Origin of the sequence: Microbacterium sp. 1.5R (assembly GCF_001889265.1) — a bacterium.
Lineage (GTDB): Bacteria > Actinomycetota > Actinomycetes > Actinomycetales > Microbacteriaceae > Microbacterium.
Genome location: NZ_CP018151.1, coordinates 2,879,811 through 2,897,968 on the forward strand (window position 1 = coordinate 2,879,811; position 18,158 = coordinate 2,897,968).

Sequence of the window (18,158 nt, forward strand, 5' to 3'; positions counted from 1 at the left end):
GAGGAGTTCCGACATGGCGAAGAACGTGCGCACGATGGACTGTCAGCCCGACGATGTCTTCCGGGTGCTGGGCAACGGTTGGCTGTACCCGGCGTGGGTCGTGGGCGCCTCGCGCATGCGCGACGTCGATGAGTCGTGGCCGCAGCCGGGCGCTGAGCTGCATCACTCGGTCGGCGTCTGGCCCGCTCTGCTCGACGACACGACCGTGGTGGAGGAATGGTCGCCGCCGAACCGCATGGTCATGCGCGCGAAGGGTTGGCCGATCGGCGAGGCCCGCGTCACTCTGCGGGTGCGGTCGTATGACGGCGGCACGATGGTGCGCATCGACGAGGAACCCGTGAACGGCCCCGCCACGCTGCTGCCCGGTCTGGTGACCGCTCCCCTGCTGCGCTGGCGCAATTCCGAGACCCTGCACCGCCTCGCCTACCTCGCAGAGGGGCGTGCGTCCTGACCCGCTCCTGCCCATATATTGGGTCGTGAGCCGCGACCTCCGCGGATGCGGAGGGATGCACGATGACCGATGTGACGCAGTCCGCCTGGCGACGCTTCTGGGAACAGGGCGGCTGGTGGCGGGCCGTCATCCTCGTGGTCGTCTACTTCGTGCTCTACAACGGGCTGTCGCTGCTGTTGACCCCGTTCGCGGCTCAGATCGAGGATCCGCAGAGCGCGGCGGGGATCCTCGTGTTCTACGCGATCCCGGTTCTCGTCGGCTGCCTGCTGCTCATCGGCTTCGCGGCATCCGTCGGCTGGCTGGGTGAGATCTTCCGTCCGCAGCCGATCCGCGGACGCGGATGGATGTGGATCGCGGTCGCCGTCGTGCTCCTCTTCAACGTGCTCCACCTGTTCGCCATCGACTACGGAGCGGCCGGATTCGAGGTCGTCGCGACCTGGCTCCTCGCCGGACTGTTCATCGGCTTCGCCGAGGAGGTGCTGACGCGCGGCCTCGTGGTGAACCTGCTGCGCAAGGCGGGTCAGCGTGAGCTCGTCGTCGCGGTGATCTCCTCGGCCCTGTTCGCCCTGCTCCACGCCGGCAATCTGCTCACCGGCCAGTCCCTGTTCGCGACCCTCATCCAGCTGGCCTACACCTTCGCGTTCGGCATCTGCATGTACCTCGCGATGCGCGTGACCGGGACCATCGTCGCGCCGATCCTGCTGCACGCCAGCACCGACCCGAGCATCTTCCTGCACACGGCGTACCCGGCGGAGAGCGCGTTCGGCTCAATCGCGAACCTCGGCAACATCGTGGTGATCGTCGTCGGCGTGATCTGCCTGTTCTTCATCCGCGGTCGCGTCGAGCAGACGCAGGCGGCGGCCCCGGGTGTCGGGGCCGCCGCCTGACCCTCACGCGGCAGACGGTCGCAGCACGACCTTGATGCAGCCGTCCTCCTTGCGCTGGAAGGTGCGATAGAGCTCCGGCGCATCCTCGAGCGGGGCATCGTGGGTCATCAGATCCATCACGCCGAGGGGGTCGGAGAGGTCTTCGACGAGCGGCATCAGATCGTCGGTCCAGCGCTTCACGTTGCACTGGCCCATACGGATGCCGATCTGCTTGTCGAACAGGGTCTTCATCGGCAGGATGTCGGCATCGCCCGCGTAGACGCCGCTGAGCGACACCATGCCACCCCGGCGCACGACGTCGATCGCGGCGTACACGGCGGCGAGTCGGTCGATCCCGGCCTTGTCGAACACGGCGCGGGCGGCCGGATCCGGCAGCAGTCCGACGGCCTTCTGCACGAGGGCGACGCCGGCGTTGCCGTGCGCCTCCATGCCTACGGCGTCGACCACGGAATCCGCGCCGCGTCCGTCGGTGAGGTCGCGCAGCTCGGCCACGACGTCATCCGTGAGGTCGAAGACCTCGACTCCGTGGCGTGCCGCCATCTCCCGGCGTTCCGCGACCGGGTCCACGGCCAGCACCCGGTATCCGCGGTGCGCTCCGATGCGGGCTGCGAACTGCCCGACGGGGCCGAGCCCCATCACCGCGAGCGTCCCGCCCTCCGGCACGTTCGCGTACTCCACACCCTGCCAGGCCGTCGGCAGGATGTCGCTGAGGTACAGGTACCGCTCATCGGGGAGATCGGACGCGATCTTGATGTGGTTGTAGTCGGCGAGCGGGACGCGCAGGTATTCGGCCTGCCCGCCCGGCACCTGGCCGTAGAGCTTGGTGTAGCCGAACAGCGCGGCGCCGCTGCCGTACTCCTTCACCTGCGTCGTCTCGCACTGCGACTGCAGGCCGCGCAGGCAGAAGAAGCAGTGCCCGCACGAGATGTTGAAGGGGATGACGATGCGATCGCCGACCGCGAGGTCGCGCACACCGCTGCCCACCTCCACCACGACCCCCATCGGCTCGTGGCCGAGGATGTCGCCCTTGTCGAGGAACGGTCCGAGCAGTTCGTAGAGGTGCAGGTCGGAACCGCAGATCGCCGAGGAGGTGATCCGGACGATCGCATCGGTGGCGTGCTCGATGGTCGGATCCGGTACCTCCTCGACCGCCACGTTGCGCGTTCCCTGCCAGGTGAGTGCCTTCATCGTCATCCTCCTCGTTACGTGTCGAAGGGCCACCTTCCATCGACGGCGCGCGAAGGGACAGAGGGTTGACAGGCGGTTCCTGAACGTACGCCAGGCGCGCTGCACATCGGAATATGGGAAACTGGATCCACCATCGGTGATCACTCGATACGCCTCGTCTCGCGGGCACTGTGGCGTACTGGGGAGATCATCATGGGCAAATTCATCTACGAGGGCACCGTCAAATCGGACATCGAGGACAGGGCGCTCACGCACCTGCAGCTCGTGATGACGGCGAAGCTCAGGAGAGGCGAGCCCTTCTCGTTCTCCTGGCGCGAGGACATGACTGTCGGCGGCGGTCGGACGACTGTCTGGGTGCACGCCGGCAGCTCCCTCGTCTTCAAGTACAGCGGGAGCCGTCAGCCGCAGATCAACCGCGCGTGGATCGAAGCGCTGGCGTTCACGGCGAACGCCCCCGGCGGTCTGCGCCTGGTGAGCGAGCCGGCCGAAGGCACGGCGCCGCCGGTCGAGCGCGTCGAGGTTCCGGCGCAGGCCTGACGGATCTTCTCCTCCCCAGTCCTCGCGGCGTCGGATGCACCGGTCGCGAGGAGGAAGAATGGGATCGTGTCCCCGAATCCCCAGCGGCGACTGCTCGCCTCCGTGCGCAGGATCCTGCACACCGATCCCTCGTCCGTCGCCCACACCGAGGCGATGCCGATCATCGACGAACGCACCGTGCCGCGTGTGCTCGACCTCGCGACCCGCATCGGCGAATCGATGTTCGGGGTCGGCGCCTCGGCGCACGAGGTCACGCTCGCCATCACCCGCATCTGCGCCGCGTACGGCATGCGGGACGTGCAGGTCGATGTCACCTACAACTCGATCACGGTCTCGTTCCACCTGAGCGGCGAGGTCTGGCCCGAGACGCTCGTGCGGGTCGTGCGCGTCGCCGCCCCCGACCACGCCAAGCTGCAGAGAGTGCAGGCCCTGGTCGCCGACATCGACGACGGACTGGATCTCGAATCGGCCCGCTCGACGTTCCGCGCCCTGCGGCGCGTGCCCTTCGGCTACCAGCAGCCGGTGGTCATCGTGGCACGAGCGCTGCTCGCCGTCGGAGTGAGCATCATGCTCGGGGCCTCGCCGCTCATCGTCGGGCTCACGTTCATCGCGGCGCTCTGCGCGGCGTTGACCCAGGCCGGCCTCGCGCGCGTGCGCGTTCCGCTGTTCTTCAGTCAGATCGCCGGAGGGTTCGTCACCACGGTCGTCGCGGTCGCCGTCTCGGCCCTCGGGGCCGCCGGCATCGAGCCCTTCGTCGGCATCCGACCATCGATCATCGTCGCGTCGGGAATCGTGCTCATGCTCGCCGGACTCACCGTGGTGGGGGCCGCGCAGGATGCGATCGACGGATTCGCGCTCACCGCAGGCGGACGCATCCTCGATCTGACGATGCAGACGCTCGGAGTCGTGATCGGCATCCTCGTCGGCCTCGAACTCGGCAGCGTGCTCGGCTTCACGATGGGTCTGCCCGATGACCCGGCCCCGTTCGGTCCGCTCCTGAACCAGTTCGCGGGGGCGATCATCATCGCGATCGCCGTCGCCGTCTTCAACGGCGCGGGTCTTCGGATCATCCTCGTCAGCGCGCTGCTCAGCGCCGTCACCATCGCCGGCTATTCGACGATGGTCGGTCTGAACCTGCATCCGGCTGCGGCGAGCGCGATCGGCGCCCTGCTCGCGAGCTTCATCGGGATGCTGATCGCGGTGAAGCTGCACGTCCCGTCGGTCGCGGTCACCACGGCCGCGATCGTGCCGCTCGTGCCCGGTGTCGCGGTGTTCCAGGGCCTGCTCGAGATGATCCACGCGGCAGGGTCGGCATCCGGGGTCGTCGGCATCGGCGGCTCTCTGGTCGATGCCGCGGTGATCGGAATCGCACTGGCTTCGGGCGCATCGCTCGGCCTGTATCTGGGAACGCCCGTGCGCGCCACCCTCAGCAGCGTCGCGAAGAACCGGGCGCGGGTCGTCCGGCGCTGAGCCGAACGACGCGAGCGCCTCAGACCTGGGGTCCGAGCGCGCCGCCGCCGGGCTCCCCCGCGGCGTCGCCCTTCAACTCGACGAGGATGGTGTGCGTCGACGTCGCCCCCGTGTTCTCTCCCCAGTGGCGTTGGGCCGGCAGCCAGACGGCCTGACCCGCGGTCAACGACGTGTCGAAGGTGCGCTCCCCCGCTGACAGACGGCGCGAGAAATCGCTGAGGGTCACCATCACGCTGTTCGGATGATCGTGAGGAGTCGTGCGGTCGCCCGGCTCATCCGTGTACTCGAGCACGCGCACGAGATCGTTCTCCCAGAGCGTGCGGTAGTGATCGGGGTTGGTGACAGTGGGATCGTCGGTGACCATGCGGTCACAGTACGCCCCGATATTCCGCGCCGACAGGGGTACTTCGCGCAGCCGCGCGCGTCAGGCGTCGGCGCGCACGGTCTCGAGCGACGGGTAGTCCGTGTATCCCTCGGCCGTGCGTCCGTAGAACAGCGCAGGGCGCGGCTCGTTGAGCTCGGCGTCCTGACGCCAGCGCTCGACGAGGTCGGGGTTCGCGATCACCGGACGACCTGCTGCCACGGCGTCGGCCCATCCCTCCGAGACGAGCATCTCGGCCTCGTCGCGGGTGGTCTGCGCGGCGAATCCGGAGTTGACGATCAGCGGGGCACCCGCCGTGCGGCGGATGCGCTGCACGAGCTCGCTGGTCGGCACGGCACTGAGCACGTCGATGAATGCGAGGCCGAGCGGTGCGAGGCCCTCGGCGACGGCGAGGTAGGTGGCGAGTGCGTCGGCGTCGTCCTCCTCGAGGACGCCCTGGATGTTGTGCTGCGGCGACAGACGGATGCCGGTGCGGTCGGCCCCGACCGCCTCAGCCACCGCCGACGTGACCTCGATCGCGAACCGCGCGCGGTTCTCGGGCGATCCGCCGTACTGATCGTCACGGATGTTCGACACCGGCGAGAGGAACTCCTGCACGAGGTAGCCGTTCGCGCCGTGCACCTCGACGCCGTCGAAGCCCGCGGCGATCGCGTTGCGTGCGGCCTGCACGAACTGCTCGACGACCATCGGGATCTCGTCGAGCGTGAGAGCGTGAGCGACCGGCATGTCGACCTTGCCGACCGGGGTGTGCGTCTGGCCGGGGGCGGCGAGCGCGCTCGGGCCCACGACACGCGGCTCACCGGAGATCTCGGGGTGCGAGACGCGGCCGCCGTGCATCAGCTGCATGACGATCGTGCCGCCGGCCTCGTGCACGGCGTCGGCGATCCGCCGCCATCCGTCGATCTGCGCGGGAGTGACGATGCCGGGCTGCCCGGAGTACGACTTGCCCTCGGCGGCCGGCCACGTGCCCTCGGAGATGATGAGACCCTGGCCCGCGCGCTGGCGGTAGTACTCCACCATCGTCTCGGTGGGCACACCGTCGTCGTCCGCACGGGTGCGGGTGAGCGGCGCCATGACGACGCGGTTGGACAGCGGGAGGGCGCCGAAGACGGCCGATTCGAAGAGGGTCACGCTCAGGGACAAGCGCCCTGGGGTGCCGAGTATTCCCCTGCGGAGATATGCAGACCGGATGCTCAGTCGGCGACGCGGCCGTACATCTCCCCCACGGGCACCGCGACCTCGAGCACATTGCCCGGCTGGGCGAGCGGGCAGGCCCACGCCGGGTCGTAGGCGCACGAGGGGTTGTAGGCGAAGTTGAAGTCGAGCACGATCGTGCCGCGCTCGGCATCCGACCCGAGGTCGGCGCCCTTGATCGTGTCGATCAGATAGCGGCCGCCTCCGTAGGTTCCTCCCGGACGACCGGCGAGAGCGTCGCGCACGGGGATGAAGATCCCGCCGCCGTAGGTCGTCAGACGCCACACGTCGAGCGACCCGGTGTCGGGGACCTCGACCCTGCCGATGCGCTCGAAGGGAACCACGCCGTCGGTGCCGGTCGCGAACTCGAAGCCCCCGGGCTCGGCCTCGAGGATCGGCAGCTCGAAGCGCCACTGCGGATCGTACGACGCGATCGGGAGCCCTTCGAACAGCGGTCGATCGTCGGCCATCAGCGGGGTCGCCGCATGGTGCAGCAGCAGGTCGTCGCGCTCGATGCGCCAGAGCTCGTGCGCGTCTTCGGCGGAGTCCGCCCGACGCACGGCGTCGTAGAGGGCGAAGACACGGCGTCGCCAGTCGACGACCTCTGCGGCGGTGCGGGCTTTCGTGAGCGTCATGTGGTTCAGGCTACGCGGCTCGCGCCCCCGGGTTCACACGTCGGTGTCGCGCGGCAGCACCGTGAGCACGCGTTCGATGTGGTCTCGGAACTCGACCAGGTAGTCGCGGAGGAAGGTCGCGGTGCCCGCGTTGTGGACCGTCCCGTCATCGGCGAAGGTGTCGGGCGAGAACTGGATGTAGGCCTCGGGCGCCGTCATCTGACGGGCGTTGCAGAAGCTCAGCACCCCGCGCAGGCTCTGCTGGGCGACCGCCGTGCCGATCGCGCCCACCGAGGCGCCGATCACCGCGGCGGGGATGTGGTCGAAGGAGTTCTGCCCCCACGGCCGCGACGCCCAGTCGATCGCGTTCTTGAGGCCGCCGGGGATCGAGCGGTTGTACTCGGGCGTCACGAAGAGCACCGCATCAGCCGAGGCGATGGACTCCTTCAGATCGACGGCCACCGCGGGGTAGTCGGCGTCATAGTCCTGGCTGTAGAGGGGGAGGTCTCGGATCGGGATCTCGAAGAACTCGAGATCATCCGGCGCCAGCCTGATCAGCGCCGTCGCGAGGATGCGGTTGATCGAGGTGGACGAGAGGCTTCCGACGAAGTATCCGACCCTGTATGCCATGACTGTTCCTCATTCCCGTAGTCGTGAGATCAGTCTCGTCCGGGCTCGCGTCTGCGTCCAGCCCCCGTGGCGAACGGGCCGCCGCGCTTCGGCTCAGTCGCCGAAGGCGGCGAGCAGCTCCGCGAAGTGGTCGAGATCCTCGGCCGTCCAGCGGCGCAGCCTCTCGCCGAGGCGCTCTTCGTACCGAGCGCGGGCGAGGGCCACTCGCTCCTGCGCCAGCTCCGTGGCGACGAGCACCCGCGCGCGGCGATCGTCCGGGTCGGGGACGCTCTCGACGAGACCGAGCTGCTCGAGTTGGCGCACGTGCCGACTGACGGCCGACTTGTCGGTCTGCAGGCGCTCGATGATCGCGCCGGCCGAGGTCGCCTTGCCGGTGGCGATCGACGTGAGCACCTGGTATCCGAGAGGCTGCAGGTCGGGGTGCACGGTGGTCGCGGCTTCGCGCCAGCTCACCCGGATGCGGGCGAAGAGCCTGCCCAGCTCGTGCTCGACCCTCGAGATCGCCTGATCGAGGTCAGGGGTTGCGGCGCCGTCTATCGGGGCGACTTCGTCGGACGAGGCACTCATGCTCGCCAGCTTACGATGAAGCCCCGCCGGCGCTGTGCCGGCGGGGCTTCGATCAGATCACCGACTCGCGATCCGTTCGCACGATCACTTGTCGAGCAGACCTGCGGTGGTGAGCCATTCTTCCGCCGCGGTCGCGGCCGACGCCTTCTCGTCGCCCTCGACCCGTTCGCGCAGATCGATCAGGTCGTCGGTGGTGAGCTTCGCGGAGATCGCATTGAGCACCTCGGCGAGCTTGTCGGTGTAGATGTCCTTCGAGAGCAGCGGGATGACGTTCTGCGCCGAGATCATGTTCTCCGGGTCCTCGAGGACGACGAGGTCCTCCGACTTGATCGCCGGCGACGTCGTGTAGATGTCGGCCACCTGCACCGTGCCGTCGACGAGCGCCTGCACCGTGTCGGGACCGCCGAAGTCCTCGTACGGGACGAACGTGACCTGTCCCGCTTCGACGCCCACGCCGTAGACGTCGCGCAGCCCCGGGATCCCGTAGCCGAGTTCGCCGAACTGCGGGTTCGACGCCAGGGAGAACGGCTCGAGAGCCTTCAGGTCGCCGATGGCCGTCAGGTCGTTGTCCTCGGCGGTCTTCTTCGTCACCACGTAGGCGTCCTTGTCCTCGGCCTCGGCCGAGTCGAGCACCTGCAGGTCGTCCGCGCCCACCGCATCCGGCAGCGCCGCATCGACGTCCTCGGTCGTCCGCTCCTCGTACGCCGTGTCGTAGTACGCCAGCAGGTTGCCGTTGTACTCCGGGATGAGGTTGATGGACCCGTCCTGCAGCGCGGGGATCGTCTGCTGGCGCGGACCGATGTTGAACTTGGTCGAGACGTCGAAGCCCTCGGCCTCGAGCGCCTGCGCGTAGATCTCGCCGAGGATCTCGCTCTCGGGGAAGGCGAAGGAGCCGACGACGATCGCGTCGCCCTCGGCGGCGTCACCGCCCGAGGACGTCGGGTCGGCGGTCGCGCAGCCGGCGAGCGCGACGGTGGTGCTGACGGCGAGCAGGCAGGCCGTCAGCCAGGTCTTACGGGCTCGAGAGGTCATGCGGGGGTCCTTTCGTCGACGATCGGCGCCACAGCGGCCTCCGACCTGTTTCGCTGCACACTGCGGAGGGGACGGCTCGTCTGCCCCCGAGTACGGGTGAGGCGCTGGAGGAGCGCGAAGACGCCGTCGACGCTCAGCGCGAGAACGGTCACCAGGAGCGCCCCGCCGAGGATCACGGTGTAGTCGTTGAGGCCGATGCCCGACGAGATGATCCGCCCGAGGCCGCCGAGTCCGACGTACGACGCGATCGTCACGGTCGCGATGACCTGCAGCGTGGCCGAGCGGATCCCGCCGATGATCACCGGCAGCCCGAGTGGGATCTCGACCTTGCGGAGGATCTGCATCTCGGTCATCCCGATCGCGCGCGCCGCATCGATCGACTCGCGGCTGACGCTCTCGAGGCCGGCGTAGGCACCGGCGAGCAGCGACGGGATCGCCAGCAGCACGAAAGCGACGACGGAGCCGACGAGCACGGCCGGAGTGGTGCTGAGACCGGAGCGCAGCACCATCGTGAGGAAGAACAGGAGCCCGAGCGTCGGGAGAGCGCGCATCGCACCGGTGAAGCCGATCACGAACTGGCGACCGTGCCCGGTGTGCCCGATGTAGAAGCCGAGCGGCAGAGCGATCAGCATCGCGATGACGAGCGAGACGCCCGAGTAGATGAGGTGCTCGACGAGTCGGTCGCCGATGGGCAGCGGGCTCTGCGAGCCCGGCACCCAGTTGGCGGGGTCGAGGATCCAGGCGATGGCGTCGAGGAAGAAGTTCATCGGACACCGGCCCCCGGGGGCTCGAGCACTCGACGGGTGCTGACACTGTCGGTCGCGGGGTCGGGGTCGGTCGGTGCGCCGCTCGTGCCGCGCACGCCGGCGGCGCGGCTCCAGGGCATGAGGACCCGCCCGATCGCCACGAGGATCAGGTCGAAGACGAGAGCGATGAGCAGGCTCATGACGATCCCGACGACGACCTCCTCGAGGATGCCGCGCTGCTTGCCGTTCTGGAAGAGGTAGCCGAGATTCTCCGAGCCGATGATCACGCCCACCGAGACGAGGGCGATGGTCGACACGGAGACCACGCGGAGGCCGGCGATCAGCACGGGCCCGGCGAGAGGGAACTCGACGCGCCAGAACCGGCCGCTGCGCGAGAAGCCGATGGCCTTCGCCGACTCGATGATCGACCGATCGACCGATCCGAAGGCGTCGGTCGCCGAGCGCAGCATGATCGCGACCGCGTAGATCGTCAGCGCCACGACCAGGTTCGTGTCATCGAGGATCCGGGTGCCGAGGATGACCGGCAGGATGACGAAGAGCGGCAGGGACGGGATCGTGTAGAGCAGGCTGCCCGTCGTGATGATGAACGTCCGGGCGACGCGATTGCGGCTGGCCACCCAGCCCAGCGGCACCGCGATCAGGAAGCCGAGGATGATCGGAATGATCGCCAGACGCACGTGATTGATCGTCAGATCGACGATCAATCCGAGGTTGGAGGCGATCCAGTTCATCCGAAGTACCGTTCTTTACGGTCTTGGGACGCCGAATCGCGAAGTCAAGACATTCGACTGAACCACAGAATATCGCTCTCGACAACCCGGGCCGACACGTCGCGTGATCGGCCCGGGCTCTCGGTCAGACCTCTGAGAGCAGACGGAACACCTTGGATGCCGCGTGGATCTCGTCCTGCGTGAGCTCGGCCACGACCGTGCGCAGGCGCGAGGCGTGGTCGCTGCGCAGCTCGGTGAGGGCGGAGCAGGCCGACGGCGTCGCCGTCAGGACCCGCAGCCGGCCGTCACGCTCGTCCGGCCTCGACTCGATCAGGCCCAGCTCCTCGAGCATCCGCACCTGGCGACTGATGACGGACTTGTCCATCTCGAAGCGCTCGGCGAGCTCGTGAGCGCTGGCGGAGCCCGCCCGATCGATGAAGGTCAGCAGCTTGTAGCCGCCCACCTGCAGCTCGGGGTCGATGCGCGCCGCCGACTCCCTCCAGAGCGTCCGAGTCCTCGCGAAGATGAGGTTCAGATGCGTCTGGAGGTCGCCGAGGGCGGTGTCGACGTCGGCGGGCGCCGCCGCTTCGGAGGTGACCATGTCAGCGCCCCGACTCCCGCTCGTCGCGCTCGAGCACGGTCGTCACCGAGCCGGTCGAGGGTGAGGCGGACTCGGTGCCCGAGATGCGGATGGCTCCGGTCGACATGGTGGCGCCGACCTCGGCCTCGGAGACCTCGAGAACGGACTCCTCGGCCTGCTCGCGCAGCTGCTCGGCGGCGTTCTTCGTCGACAGCGGCTTGTTCTTGATGAACGCGATCGCGATGATGGCGATCACTGCGAGCGGAATGGCGATGATGAACGCATCCGCGATGCCGTGGCCGTAGGCTCCCTCGACGATCGTGCGGATCGTGTCGGGCAGCTGCGTGACCTTGGGCACATCGCCAGAGGCGAGGTGCTTCAGCGCGTCGATCTCATCGGGCGTCGTGGGAGTGAATCCCTCGAGCGCGTCGGAGATGTAGTTGCCGACGCTGGTCGAGAGCGAGGCGCCCATGACCGTCACGCCGATGGTGCCGGCGATCGTGCGGAAGAAGTTGACGTTCGACGAGGCGGCGCCCAGCTGCTGCGGCGCGGTGTCGTTCTGCACGATGAGCGTGAGGTTCTGCATGACCATGCCGAGACCTGCGCCGAGCACGAACATGTAGGTCGCGACCAGCGGGAACGGGGTGTCGTAGCGCAGGGTCGCCATCAGGCTGACGCCGATCGTGGTCAGCACGGAGCCCGTGAGCATCCATCCCTTCCACTTGCCGAAGCGGCTGACGAGCTGGCCGATGATGATCGACGCACCCATCTGTCCGACGATCATCGGGATCGTCATGAGGCCGGACTCGGTCGGTGTGGCACCGCGGGCGAGCTGGAAGTACTGGGCGAGGAACACCGAGGTCGCGAACATCGAGACGCCGATGGCGATCGACGCGATGACCGACAGCGTGAAGGTGCGGTTGCGGAACAGCGACATCGGCACGATCGGTTCCTTGACGAAGAACTCGACGGTGATGAACGCGGCGATCGCGACACCCGCGGTGACGGCGAGCATGATGCTGGTCGAGGAGTCCCAGTCGAACTGGCTGCCGCCCATCGAGACCCAGATGAGCAGGGTCGAGACGCCGACCGCGAGCAGCACGATGCCGAAGTAGTCGATCGACACCTTGCGGTCGCGCTGGGGCTTGGGCAGGTGCAGGGTGAACTGCAGCAGCAGGAGGGCGAGGATGGCGAAGGGCACGCCGACGAAGAAGTTGGAGCGCCAGCCCCAGACGTCGGTGAGGAGTCCGCCGAGCAGCGGGCCGCCGATGGTGCCGAGGGCCATGATTCCGCCGACCACGCCCATGTACTTGCCGCGCTCGCGCGGCGAGATGATGAGGGCGACCGCGATCATCACGAGCGACATCAGTCCGCCGACGCCGATGCCCTGGATCACGCGGACCGCGATGAGCATGTTGGTGTCGGTCGAGAAGCCGGCGATCACGGTGCCGACCGTGAAGATGATCAGCGACAGCTGCACGAGGATCTTGCGATCGACGAGGTCGGCGAGCTTGCCCCAGATGGGGGTCGAGACGGCGGTCGCGAGGAGGCTGGCGGTGATGACCCAGGTGTACTGCGACTGGGTGCCGCCGAGGTCGGCGATGATGACCGGCATGGAGGTCGACACCACGGTGCCCGAGAGCACGGCGACGAACATGCCGACGACGAGGCCCGAGATCGCGGTGAAGACCTCGCGAGGCGAGCGCACCGCGTCGCCTGAGGAGGTGGGTGAGATGTGTGTCACAGTGGAGAGCTCCTGTGTAGAAAGTTGATAAGAGTCAACTATACGCCTATTGGTTGCGAAAGTGCAACTGTAGACCGGAGGCAACCATCTGTCGATGGAGTGGGACGCTAGCCGCGGCTCTCGTCCCTGGTCGGCTCGACGACGCGCTGGTCCAGAGACCACGACGCGAGCAGCGCGAGACGCTCGGCCGAGGGCGAGCCCGGCTCGGCCGAGTAGATCAGCAGCACGTTGCCCGGCTCGGCGGTGATCGCGAGCTCCTCATACGCCAGGGTCAGCTCGCCGACGAGCGGATGCCGGAACCGCTTCGTGCCCGCGCCGTGGATGCGCACATCGTGCGCCGCCCACAGCCGGCGGAACGTCTCGCTGCGCGTCGACAGCTCGCCGACGAGATCCTGCAGACCCTTGTCGTGCGGATCCCGCCCGGCTTCGGCTCGCATGATCGCGACGCACATCTCGGCGAAGAGATCCCAGTCGGGATAGAAGTCGTGCGCTGCCGGGTCCAGGAACTGGAAGCGCGCGAGATTCGGGGTGCGGCCGCCGTCGCCGATCACCGGCGAATAGAAGGCTCGGGCGAGATCGTTCGTGGCGACCAGGTTCTGGTGGGGGTCGCGGACGAACGCGATCGCATCGGTGATCGACGACAGCGCCCACTGCAGGCTGGGTCGTGCAGCCCCGGGCTTCGCCGACCGGCGACGCGAGCGGCCGCTCGACGGGATGCCGTCGGCGGCGCGGGCGAGATCGAGCAGATGCGCGCGCTCGGCGTCGTCGAGTCGAAGGGCTGACGCGAGCGCGTCGAGCACCGCGGCGGAGGCGCCGGCGATCGCGCCGCGCTCGAGCTTCGCGTAGTACTCGACGCTGACTCCGGCGAGCGCTGCGGCCTCACTGCGCCGCAGGCCGGCGACACGTCGGTTCCCGCCGGCCGGGATGCCGACCGACTCGGGCGCGACGCGCGCGCGGCGGGTCATCAGGAACTCGCGGACCTCGGATCTGTTGTCCATGCTCAGGACGCTACCCCCGACCGTGCTTCGCAGGGAGGTTCTCGCAGTACACCCCTCGACAGGGACTCCCTCGGAGCACCCGACAGGCGCAGAGTGGACAGCATGACATCCGCAGCCCGCCCCTCCGTCGACCGGGTGCTCCCCGCCCTGCTGCTTCTGCTGACCGTCTTCGGGCCGATCTCGATGGACCTCTATCTGCCCGCTCTTCCGGCCCTCACGGCAGCGCTGGGCGCCGCCACGTCGGTCGCGCAGCTCACCGTGACCGCCTGCCTCATCGGTCTGGCGGCCGGTCAGCTCATCGCCGGGCCGGTGTCGGATCGATACGGCCGCCGCGGCGTCCTGCTCATCGGCATCGTGGCGTACATCGTCACGTCGATGCTGTGCGCGATCAGTCCGACGGTCGAGCTGCTGATCGCCGCCCGATTCGTGCAGGGACTCGCCGGCGGCGTCGGCATCGTGATCGCCCAGGCGGCCGGGCGTGACGTCTTCTCCGGCGGGACGCTGATCCGCTTCTACGCGCGGCTCACCGTCGTCGGCGGCTTCGCGGCGATCGTCGGCCCGCTGCTCGGGGGCCTCCTCAACACGATCATCGACTGGCGGGGACTCTTCGTCTTCCTCGCCGTCATCGGCGCCGCCATCCTGATCATCGCGCTCGCGCGGTTCGGGGAGACCCTGCCGATCGAGGCCCGGACGACCGGCGGTCTGACCCGCACCCTGAGCGACTATCGGACGCTCCTGCGAGACCGCGTCTTCGTCGGCGCCGTCCTGAATCAGGGGCTGATGTACGCCGCGCTCTTCGCCTACCTGTCCGGCGCGACGTTCGTGCTGCAGGACATCTACGGCCTGTCGCCCCTCGGCTACGCCCTCGCGTTCGGCGCGAACTCCGCGGGATTCATGGTCTTCGGCCACCTGGCCGGCCGATTCTCCGAACGAGGGCACGTGCACGCCGTCCTCGCCGCCGGTGTCGTGGTCGCGACCGCCGGTGCTCTCGGCCTGCTCGCCGCCGGACTCACGACGATGCCGCTGTGGGTCGTGCTCGCGTCGCTGTTCGCCCTCGCCGCGGGCGTCTCCATCTCGTCTCCCCCGGCCACGACCCTCGCTCTGGTCGGATACCCGCAGATCGCCGGCACCGCCTCGTCGCTTCTCGGGATGGTGCGGTTCGGCTTCGGGGGCATCGCCGCCCCGCTCGTCGGCGTCGCCGGGGCCCTGAGCATCCTGCCGCTCGGCGTGGTCACCGTCTCCGCGACCGTGCTCGCGGCCGTCACCCTGGTGCTGATCGGCACCGCACGCGGGCGCACGCCACGGCACTCGCCGCACACGACCTCATCCGCCGCCCTCACCCACTGAAGGAGAACATCATGAGCACAGACACCGTCAGCACCCGCACCATGCGCGCCGTCGTCATGCACGCCCCCGGAGACGTCCGCGTCGAGGAGGTCCCCCGCGCTTCCGTCGTCGAGCCGACGGATGCGGTCATCCGCGTCACCGCCGCCTGCATCTGCGGCTCGGACCTCTGGCCCTACCGCGGCATCGAGCCGGTGGACCACCCCACACCGATGGGTCACGAGTACATCGGCGTCGTCGAGGAGGTCGGCGACGAGGTCCGTGACATCGCGGTCGGCGACTTCGTCGTGGGATCGTTCGTCGCGTCCGACAACACGTGCGAGATCTGCCAGGCGGGATTCCAGTCGCGCTGCATCCACCAGGTCATGATGGGCGGCGTCGGCACCCAGTCCGACTACGCCCGCATCCCTCTCGCCGACGGCACTCTCGTCGCCGTCGAGGGCGATCCGACCCCCGCGCAGACGCGCAGCCTGCTCGCGGCATCCGACGTCTTGGGCACCGGATGGTTCGCCGCCGTGGCCGCCGAGGCGGGGCCGGGCAAGACCGTCGCCGTGGTCGGCGACGGAGCCGTCGGCCTGCTCGCGATCCTCGCGGCCAGGCAGCTCGGAGCCGAGCGGGTCATCGCGATGTCCCGCCACGCCGACCGTCAGGCTCTGGCGACGAAGTTCGGGGCCACCGACATCGTCGAGGAGCGCGGCGACGCAGGCGTCGCGAAGATCAAGGAGCTCACCGGAGGGTACGGCGCCCACTCCACCGTCGAGGCGGTCGGCACCCAGGAGTCGATGATGCAGGCGATCCACGCCACGCGTCCGGGTGGACACGTGGGGTACGTCGGCGTGAGCCACGGCGTCGAGCTCGACGGCCTGGACCTGTTCTTCTCGACCGTCAGCCTTCTGGGCGGGCCGGCGCCGGTGCGCCGCTTCCTGCCCCAGCTGATCGACCTCATCATGACCGATCAGATCGATCCGGGGGCCGTCTTCGATCTGACGCTGCCGATCGAGCAGGCGGCCGAGGGCTACAGGGCCATGGACGAGCGCCGCGCCACCAAGGTGCTGCTCACCACCGACTGATCAGAACCTCCGACGGCGGCGGGCGCCTTTCTCGTGCCCTCCGCCGTCGGCGAAGGAACCTCGCGGTCAGCGTGCCGCCGCGGCCGAGCCGTCGAGGTCGAGGTCCACATCGACGTACCAGTCGCTGTGGCCGCCGTGCTCTCCCGAGTCCGGAGAATCGGGGTAGAGGCGGTGCGCCTGCAGCTTCGCCGCGTGCTCGCTGAAGTCGGGCTCGTCGTCATCGAACTCGTGCGGCCCGACCAGCAGGTCGTTGCCCACGCCGATCACGAGGTCGGCGCAGTCCTCGCGCCCGCCGACGAGGATGGGGATCTCGACGGCGTCGGCCTCCCCCTCTTTGGCGACGGCTGCGGCGAGAGTCACGAGAGAGTCCGCCACGTCATCCGTGGTCACCAGCTGCTGGCCTGCGTACGAGACGATCTTCATGGATCCATCCTGGCCGACTCGGCCGATCCGCGGTGCAGGGTTGCGCGGCGGCGCACGGTTCGATATGCGGGCGGGGTCAGCTCACATCCGGGCGTAGCGGGCGCGGGCGAAGCAGAACAGGCCGTACAGAGCGAGGCCGGCACCGACCACCCACAGGATGACGGCGCCGAACGGGAGTCCGGCCAGAGCGCGCAGCGCCGAGTCCAGGCCGCCGGCGGTCTCGGGGTCATGCGTGAGCGCCGCGATGACGAACAGCACACCCGCGACGCCGACCGCGATGCCCTTGGCGACATAGCCGGCCGTTCCGAAGGCGGCGATGCCGGATCGCGCTTTTCCGGACGGCACGGACAGATGCTCCATGAACGCGCGCGTGATGCCCCGGACGACGAAGGCGACGCCGACGGCCGCCACTCCGAGTCCGACGAGCACGAGGAGCACGACGCCGGCCGGCACCGCGAGCAGCTTCGCGCTGAACGACTGGGAGGATTCGGACGACTGCGACTGGCCCCCGAGCGCATAGACCAGAGCCGTCGCGCCGATCGCGAGATAGGCGACAGCCGTGCCGAGGAACTTCGCCCGGTGCGCCCACTTCTTCTTCGCGTCGGGATCGCGCTCGACGACCGCCTCGGCGATCTGCCAGATCGCGAGAGCGAGCAGGCCGAGCACGATCAGCCACAGCAGGAACACGCCGGCGGGAGACTCCTGGATCTGCTGCATGGCACCGCCCTGATCGGCGTTCTCGCCGCCACCGCCGGTCGCGATCGAGATCGCGATGCCCCCGATGAGGATGTGCAGGATGCCGAGCACGACGTAGCCGACGCGCGCGAGGACGCGGAAGGCGGTCGAGTCCTGGGCGGCTCTCGCGGTGGAGGCGGCCGAGTCGCGAGTGTTCATGGATTCACGGTGCTTTCGATCGGTTCTTCGGAGGTGTCGGGAGTGGGGGTCGCAGACGCGAGGCGCCGCGCACGGATCGCCTCCATGCAGGCCCAGACGAATGTCGCGACGGCGACGCCCTCGAGCATTCCCGCGACGACGTCGCTGAGCCAGTGGGCATGCAGGTAGGTGCGGCTCCACATCATGAGGAGCACCCACACGATGCCCACGACCCAGACCCATCGACGACGGAGCACGAGTGCGAGGACGACCACGACGGTCGTGGCGACAGCCGTGTGCCCGGATGGGAAGGACGTCGCGACGCTCTCGGCGAGCGAGTCCGCCGGTCGCGTGCGCCCGATCACTGCCGCCATGGTCGCGCCGATCGCCACGACGGCGACCATGGCGATCGCCAGCGTCGCGGCATCCCACCTCCGACCGCGCCAGATGAGCGCAGCGATCAGCAGCGCTCCGACGACGATCATGCCGATGGTGCCGCCGACCACCGCCGGGACCCAGGCGACGACGACCCAGATGTCGCTGGTCAGCGCGACCATGAGGTCGTGCCACCAGACGTCGATCGCGAGCGGCTCGTGACCGCCGAGGGCGACCACCGCCCGCAGCACGACGAAGGCGAGGGTCGCCGCGACACCGACGACGATCGCGCCGGTGCCGCGCTGCACCTCGGTCACGCCGA

General features: G+C 68.8%; 21 protein-coding genes. 6 read left to right on the forward strand and 15 right to left on the reverse strand.

The features are described from left to right. Positions 1–13: 13 nt before the first annotated feature. Both BMW26_RS13855 and BMW26_RS13860 read left to right on the forward strand, forming a co-directional pair. On the forward strand, positions 14–451 hold the full coding sequence (locus tag BMW26_RS13855; RefSeq protein ID WP_072591755.1) for an SRPBCC family protein: 438 nt from the start codon (positions 14–16) through the stop codon (positions 449–451). Positions 452–513: 62 nt separating this feature from the next. Beyond that, the gene (locus BMW26_RS13860) at positions 514–1,338 is read left to right on the forward strand and encodes a CPBP family intramembrane glutamic endopeptidase (protein WP_072591756.1); all 825 of its coding nucleotides are present in this window, start codon (positions 514–516) and stop codon (positions 1,336–1,338) included. A gap of 3 nt (positions 1,339–1,341) precedes the next feature. Here the strand turns inward: BMW26_RS13860 and BMW26_RS13865 are convergent, their stop codons facing one another. Further along, complete coding sequence (locus BMW26_RS13865) at positions 1,342–2,526, reverse strand: alcohol dehydrogenase catalytic domain-containing protein (RefSeq protein ID WP_072592351.1); 1,185 nt, start codon at positions 2,524–2,526, stop codon at positions 1,342–1,344. A gap of 192 nt (positions 2,527–2,718) precedes the next feature. Here BMW26_RS13865 and BMW26_RS13870 point away from each other — a divergent pair, with 192 nt between their 5' ends. Both BMW26_RS13870 and BMW26_RS13875 read left to right on the forward strand, forming a co-directional pair. Further along, positions 2,719–3,063, forward strand: coding sequence for a DUF7882 family protein (locus BMW26_RS13870; RefSeq protein ID WP_056279560.1), 345 nt, complete (start codon positions 2,719–2,721; stop codon positions 3,061–3,063). Positions 3,064–3,129: 66 nt separating this feature from the next. Then, a complete protein-coding gene (locus tag BMW26_RS13875) occupies positions 3,130–4,533 on the forward strand; it encodes a threonine/serine ThrE exporter family protein (protein ID WP_053097625.1) in 1,404 nt (467 codons plus the stop codon). A 19-nt stretch (positions 4,534–4,552) separates the two neighbouring features. Here the strand turns inward: BMW26_RS13875 and BMW26_RS13880 are convergent, their stop codons facing one another. The 11 genes from BMW26_RS13880 to BMW26_RS13930 all read right to left on the reverse strand — a co-directional run bounded on the left by BMW26_RS13880 (position 4,553) and on the right by BMW26_RS13930 (position 13,751). Beyond that, positions 4,553–4,897: a cupin domain-containing protein gene (locus tag BMW26_RS13880; protein ID WP_053097626.1), complete on the reverse strand. Its 345-nt coding sequence runs from the start codon at positions 4,895–4,897 to the stop codon at positions 4,553–4,555. 60 nt (positions 4,898–4,957) lie between these two features. Beyond that, complete coding sequence (locus BMW26_RS13885; protein ID WP_082297876.1) at positions 4,958–6,046, reverse strand: alkene reductase; 1,089 nt, start codon at positions 6,044–6,046, stop codon at positions 4,958–4,960. 62 nt (positions 6,047–6,108) lie between these two features. Beyond that, on the reverse strand, positions 6,109–6,744 hold the full coding sequence (locus BMW26_RS13890; RefSeq protein ID WP_056279558.1) for a DUF1684 domain-containing protein: 636 nt from the start codon (positions 6,742–6,744) through the stop codon (positions 6,109–6,111). A 33-nt stretch (positions 6,745–6,777) separates the two neighbouring features. After that, positions 6,778–7,353, reverse strand: a complete 576-nt coding sequence (locus BMW26_RS13895; protein WP_072591757.1) for an NADPH-dependent FMN reductase — start codon at positions 7,351–7,353, stop codon at positions 6,778–6,780. Between the two features lie 93 nt (positions 7,354–7,446). Continuing rightward, positions 7,447–7,920 (reverse strand): MarR family winged helix-turn-helix transcriptional regulator, encoded by a 474-nt coding sequence (locus BMW26_RS13900; RefSeq protein ID WP_072591758.1) that lies wholly within the window; start codon positions 7,918–7,920, stop codon positions 7,447–7,449. A gap of 84 nt (positions 7,921–8,004) precedes the next feature. Next, complete coding sequence (locus BMW26_RS13905; RefSeq protein ID WP_053097631.1) at positions 8,005–8,952, reverse strand: ABC transporter substrate-binding protein; 948 nt, start codon at positions 8,950–8,952, stop codon at positions 8,005–8,007. Beyond that, entirely contained in the window at positions 8,949–9,719 is a 771-nt protein-coding gene (locus BMW26_RS13910) for an ABC transporter permease (protein ID WP_072591759.1), read from the reverse strand. The genes BMW26_RS13905 and BMW26_RS13910 overlap by 4 nt, the downstream gene beginning before the upstream one ends. Beyond that, positions 9,716–10,450, reverse strand: a complete 735-nt coding sequence (locus BMW26_RS13915; RefSeq protein WP_072591760.1) for an ABC transporter permease — start codon at positions 10,448–10,450, stop codon at positions 9,716–9,718. Before BMW26_RS13915 ends, BMW26_RS13910 begins: the two co-directional genes overlap by 4 nt. Before the next feature lie 124 nt (positions 10,451–10,574). After that, on the reverse strand, positions 10,575–11,030 hold the full coding sequence (locus BMW26_RS13920; protein ID WP_053097635.1) for a MarR family winged helix-turn-helix transcriptional regulator: 456 nt from the start codon (positions 11,028–11,030) through the stop codon (positions 10,575–10,577). A 1-nt stretch (position 11,031) separates the two neighbouring features. Continuing rightward, positions 11,032–12,753 carry a DHA2 family efflux MFS transporter permease subunit gene (locus BMW26_RS13925; RefSeq protein WP_072591761.1) on the reverse strand — a complete coding sequence of 574 codons (1,722 nt, stop codon included), beginning with the start codon at positions 12,751–12,753 and terminating at the stop codon, positions 11,032–11,034. Positions 12,754–12,860: 107 nt separating this feature from the next. Continuing rightward, positions 12,861–13,751, reverse strand: a complete 891-nt coding sequence (locus BMW26_RS13930; RefSeq protein WP_072591762.1) for a helix-turn-helix transcriptional regulator — start codon at positions 13,749–13,751, stop codon at positions 12,861–12,863. 102 nt (positions 13,752–13,853) lie between these two features. Here BMW26_RS13930 and BMW26_RS13935 point away from each other — a divergent pair, with 102 nt between their 5' ends. Both BMW26_RS13935 and BMW26_RS13940 read left to right on the forward strand, forming a co-directional pair. Beyond that, the gene (locus tag BMW26_RS13935; RefSeq protein WP_072591763.1) at positions 13,854–15,098 is read left to right on the forward strand and encodes a multidrug effflux MFS transporter; all 1,245 of its coding nucleotides are present in this window, start codon (positions 13,854–13,856) and stop codon (positions 15,096–15,098) included. 41 nt (positions 15,099–15,139) lie between these two features. Further along, complete coding sequence (locus BMW26_RS13940; protein WP_056280243.1) at positions 15,140–16,165, forward strand: zinc-dependent alcohol dehydrogenase family protein; 1,026 nt, start codon at positions 15,140–15,142, stop codon at positions 16,163–16,165. A 66-nt stretch (positions 16,166–16,231) separates the two neighbouring features. Here BMW26_RS13940 and BMW26_RS13945 read toward each other — a convergent pair whose 3' ends face one another. The 3 genes from BMW26_RS13945 to BMW26_RS13955 all read right to left on the reverse strand — a co-directional run bounded on the left by BMW26_RS13945 (position 16,232) and on the right by BMW26_RS13955 (position 18,153). Beyond that, entirely contained in the window at positions 16,232–16,588 is a 357-nt protein-coding gene (locus tag BMW26_RS13945; protein WP_053097638.1) for a hypothetical protein, read from the reverse strand. Between the two features lie 81 nt (positions 16,589–16,669). Continuing rightward, the gene (locus tag BMW26_RS13950) at positions 16,670–17,482 is read right to left on the reverse strand and encodes a DUF1206 domain-containing protein (protein ID WP_053097639.1); all 813 of its coding nucleotides are present in this window, start codon (positions 17,480–17,482) and stop codon (positions 16,670–16,672) included. Next, positions 17,479–18,153: a phosphatase PAP2 family protein gene (locus tag BMW26_RS13955; protein WP_072591764.1), complete on the reverse strand. Its 675-nt coding sequence runs from the start codon at positions 18,151–18,153 to the stop codon at positions 17,479–17,481. Before BMW26_RS13955 ends, BMW26_RS13950 begins: the two co-directional genes overlap by 4 nt. Positions 18,154–18,158 lie beyond the last annotated feature (5 nt).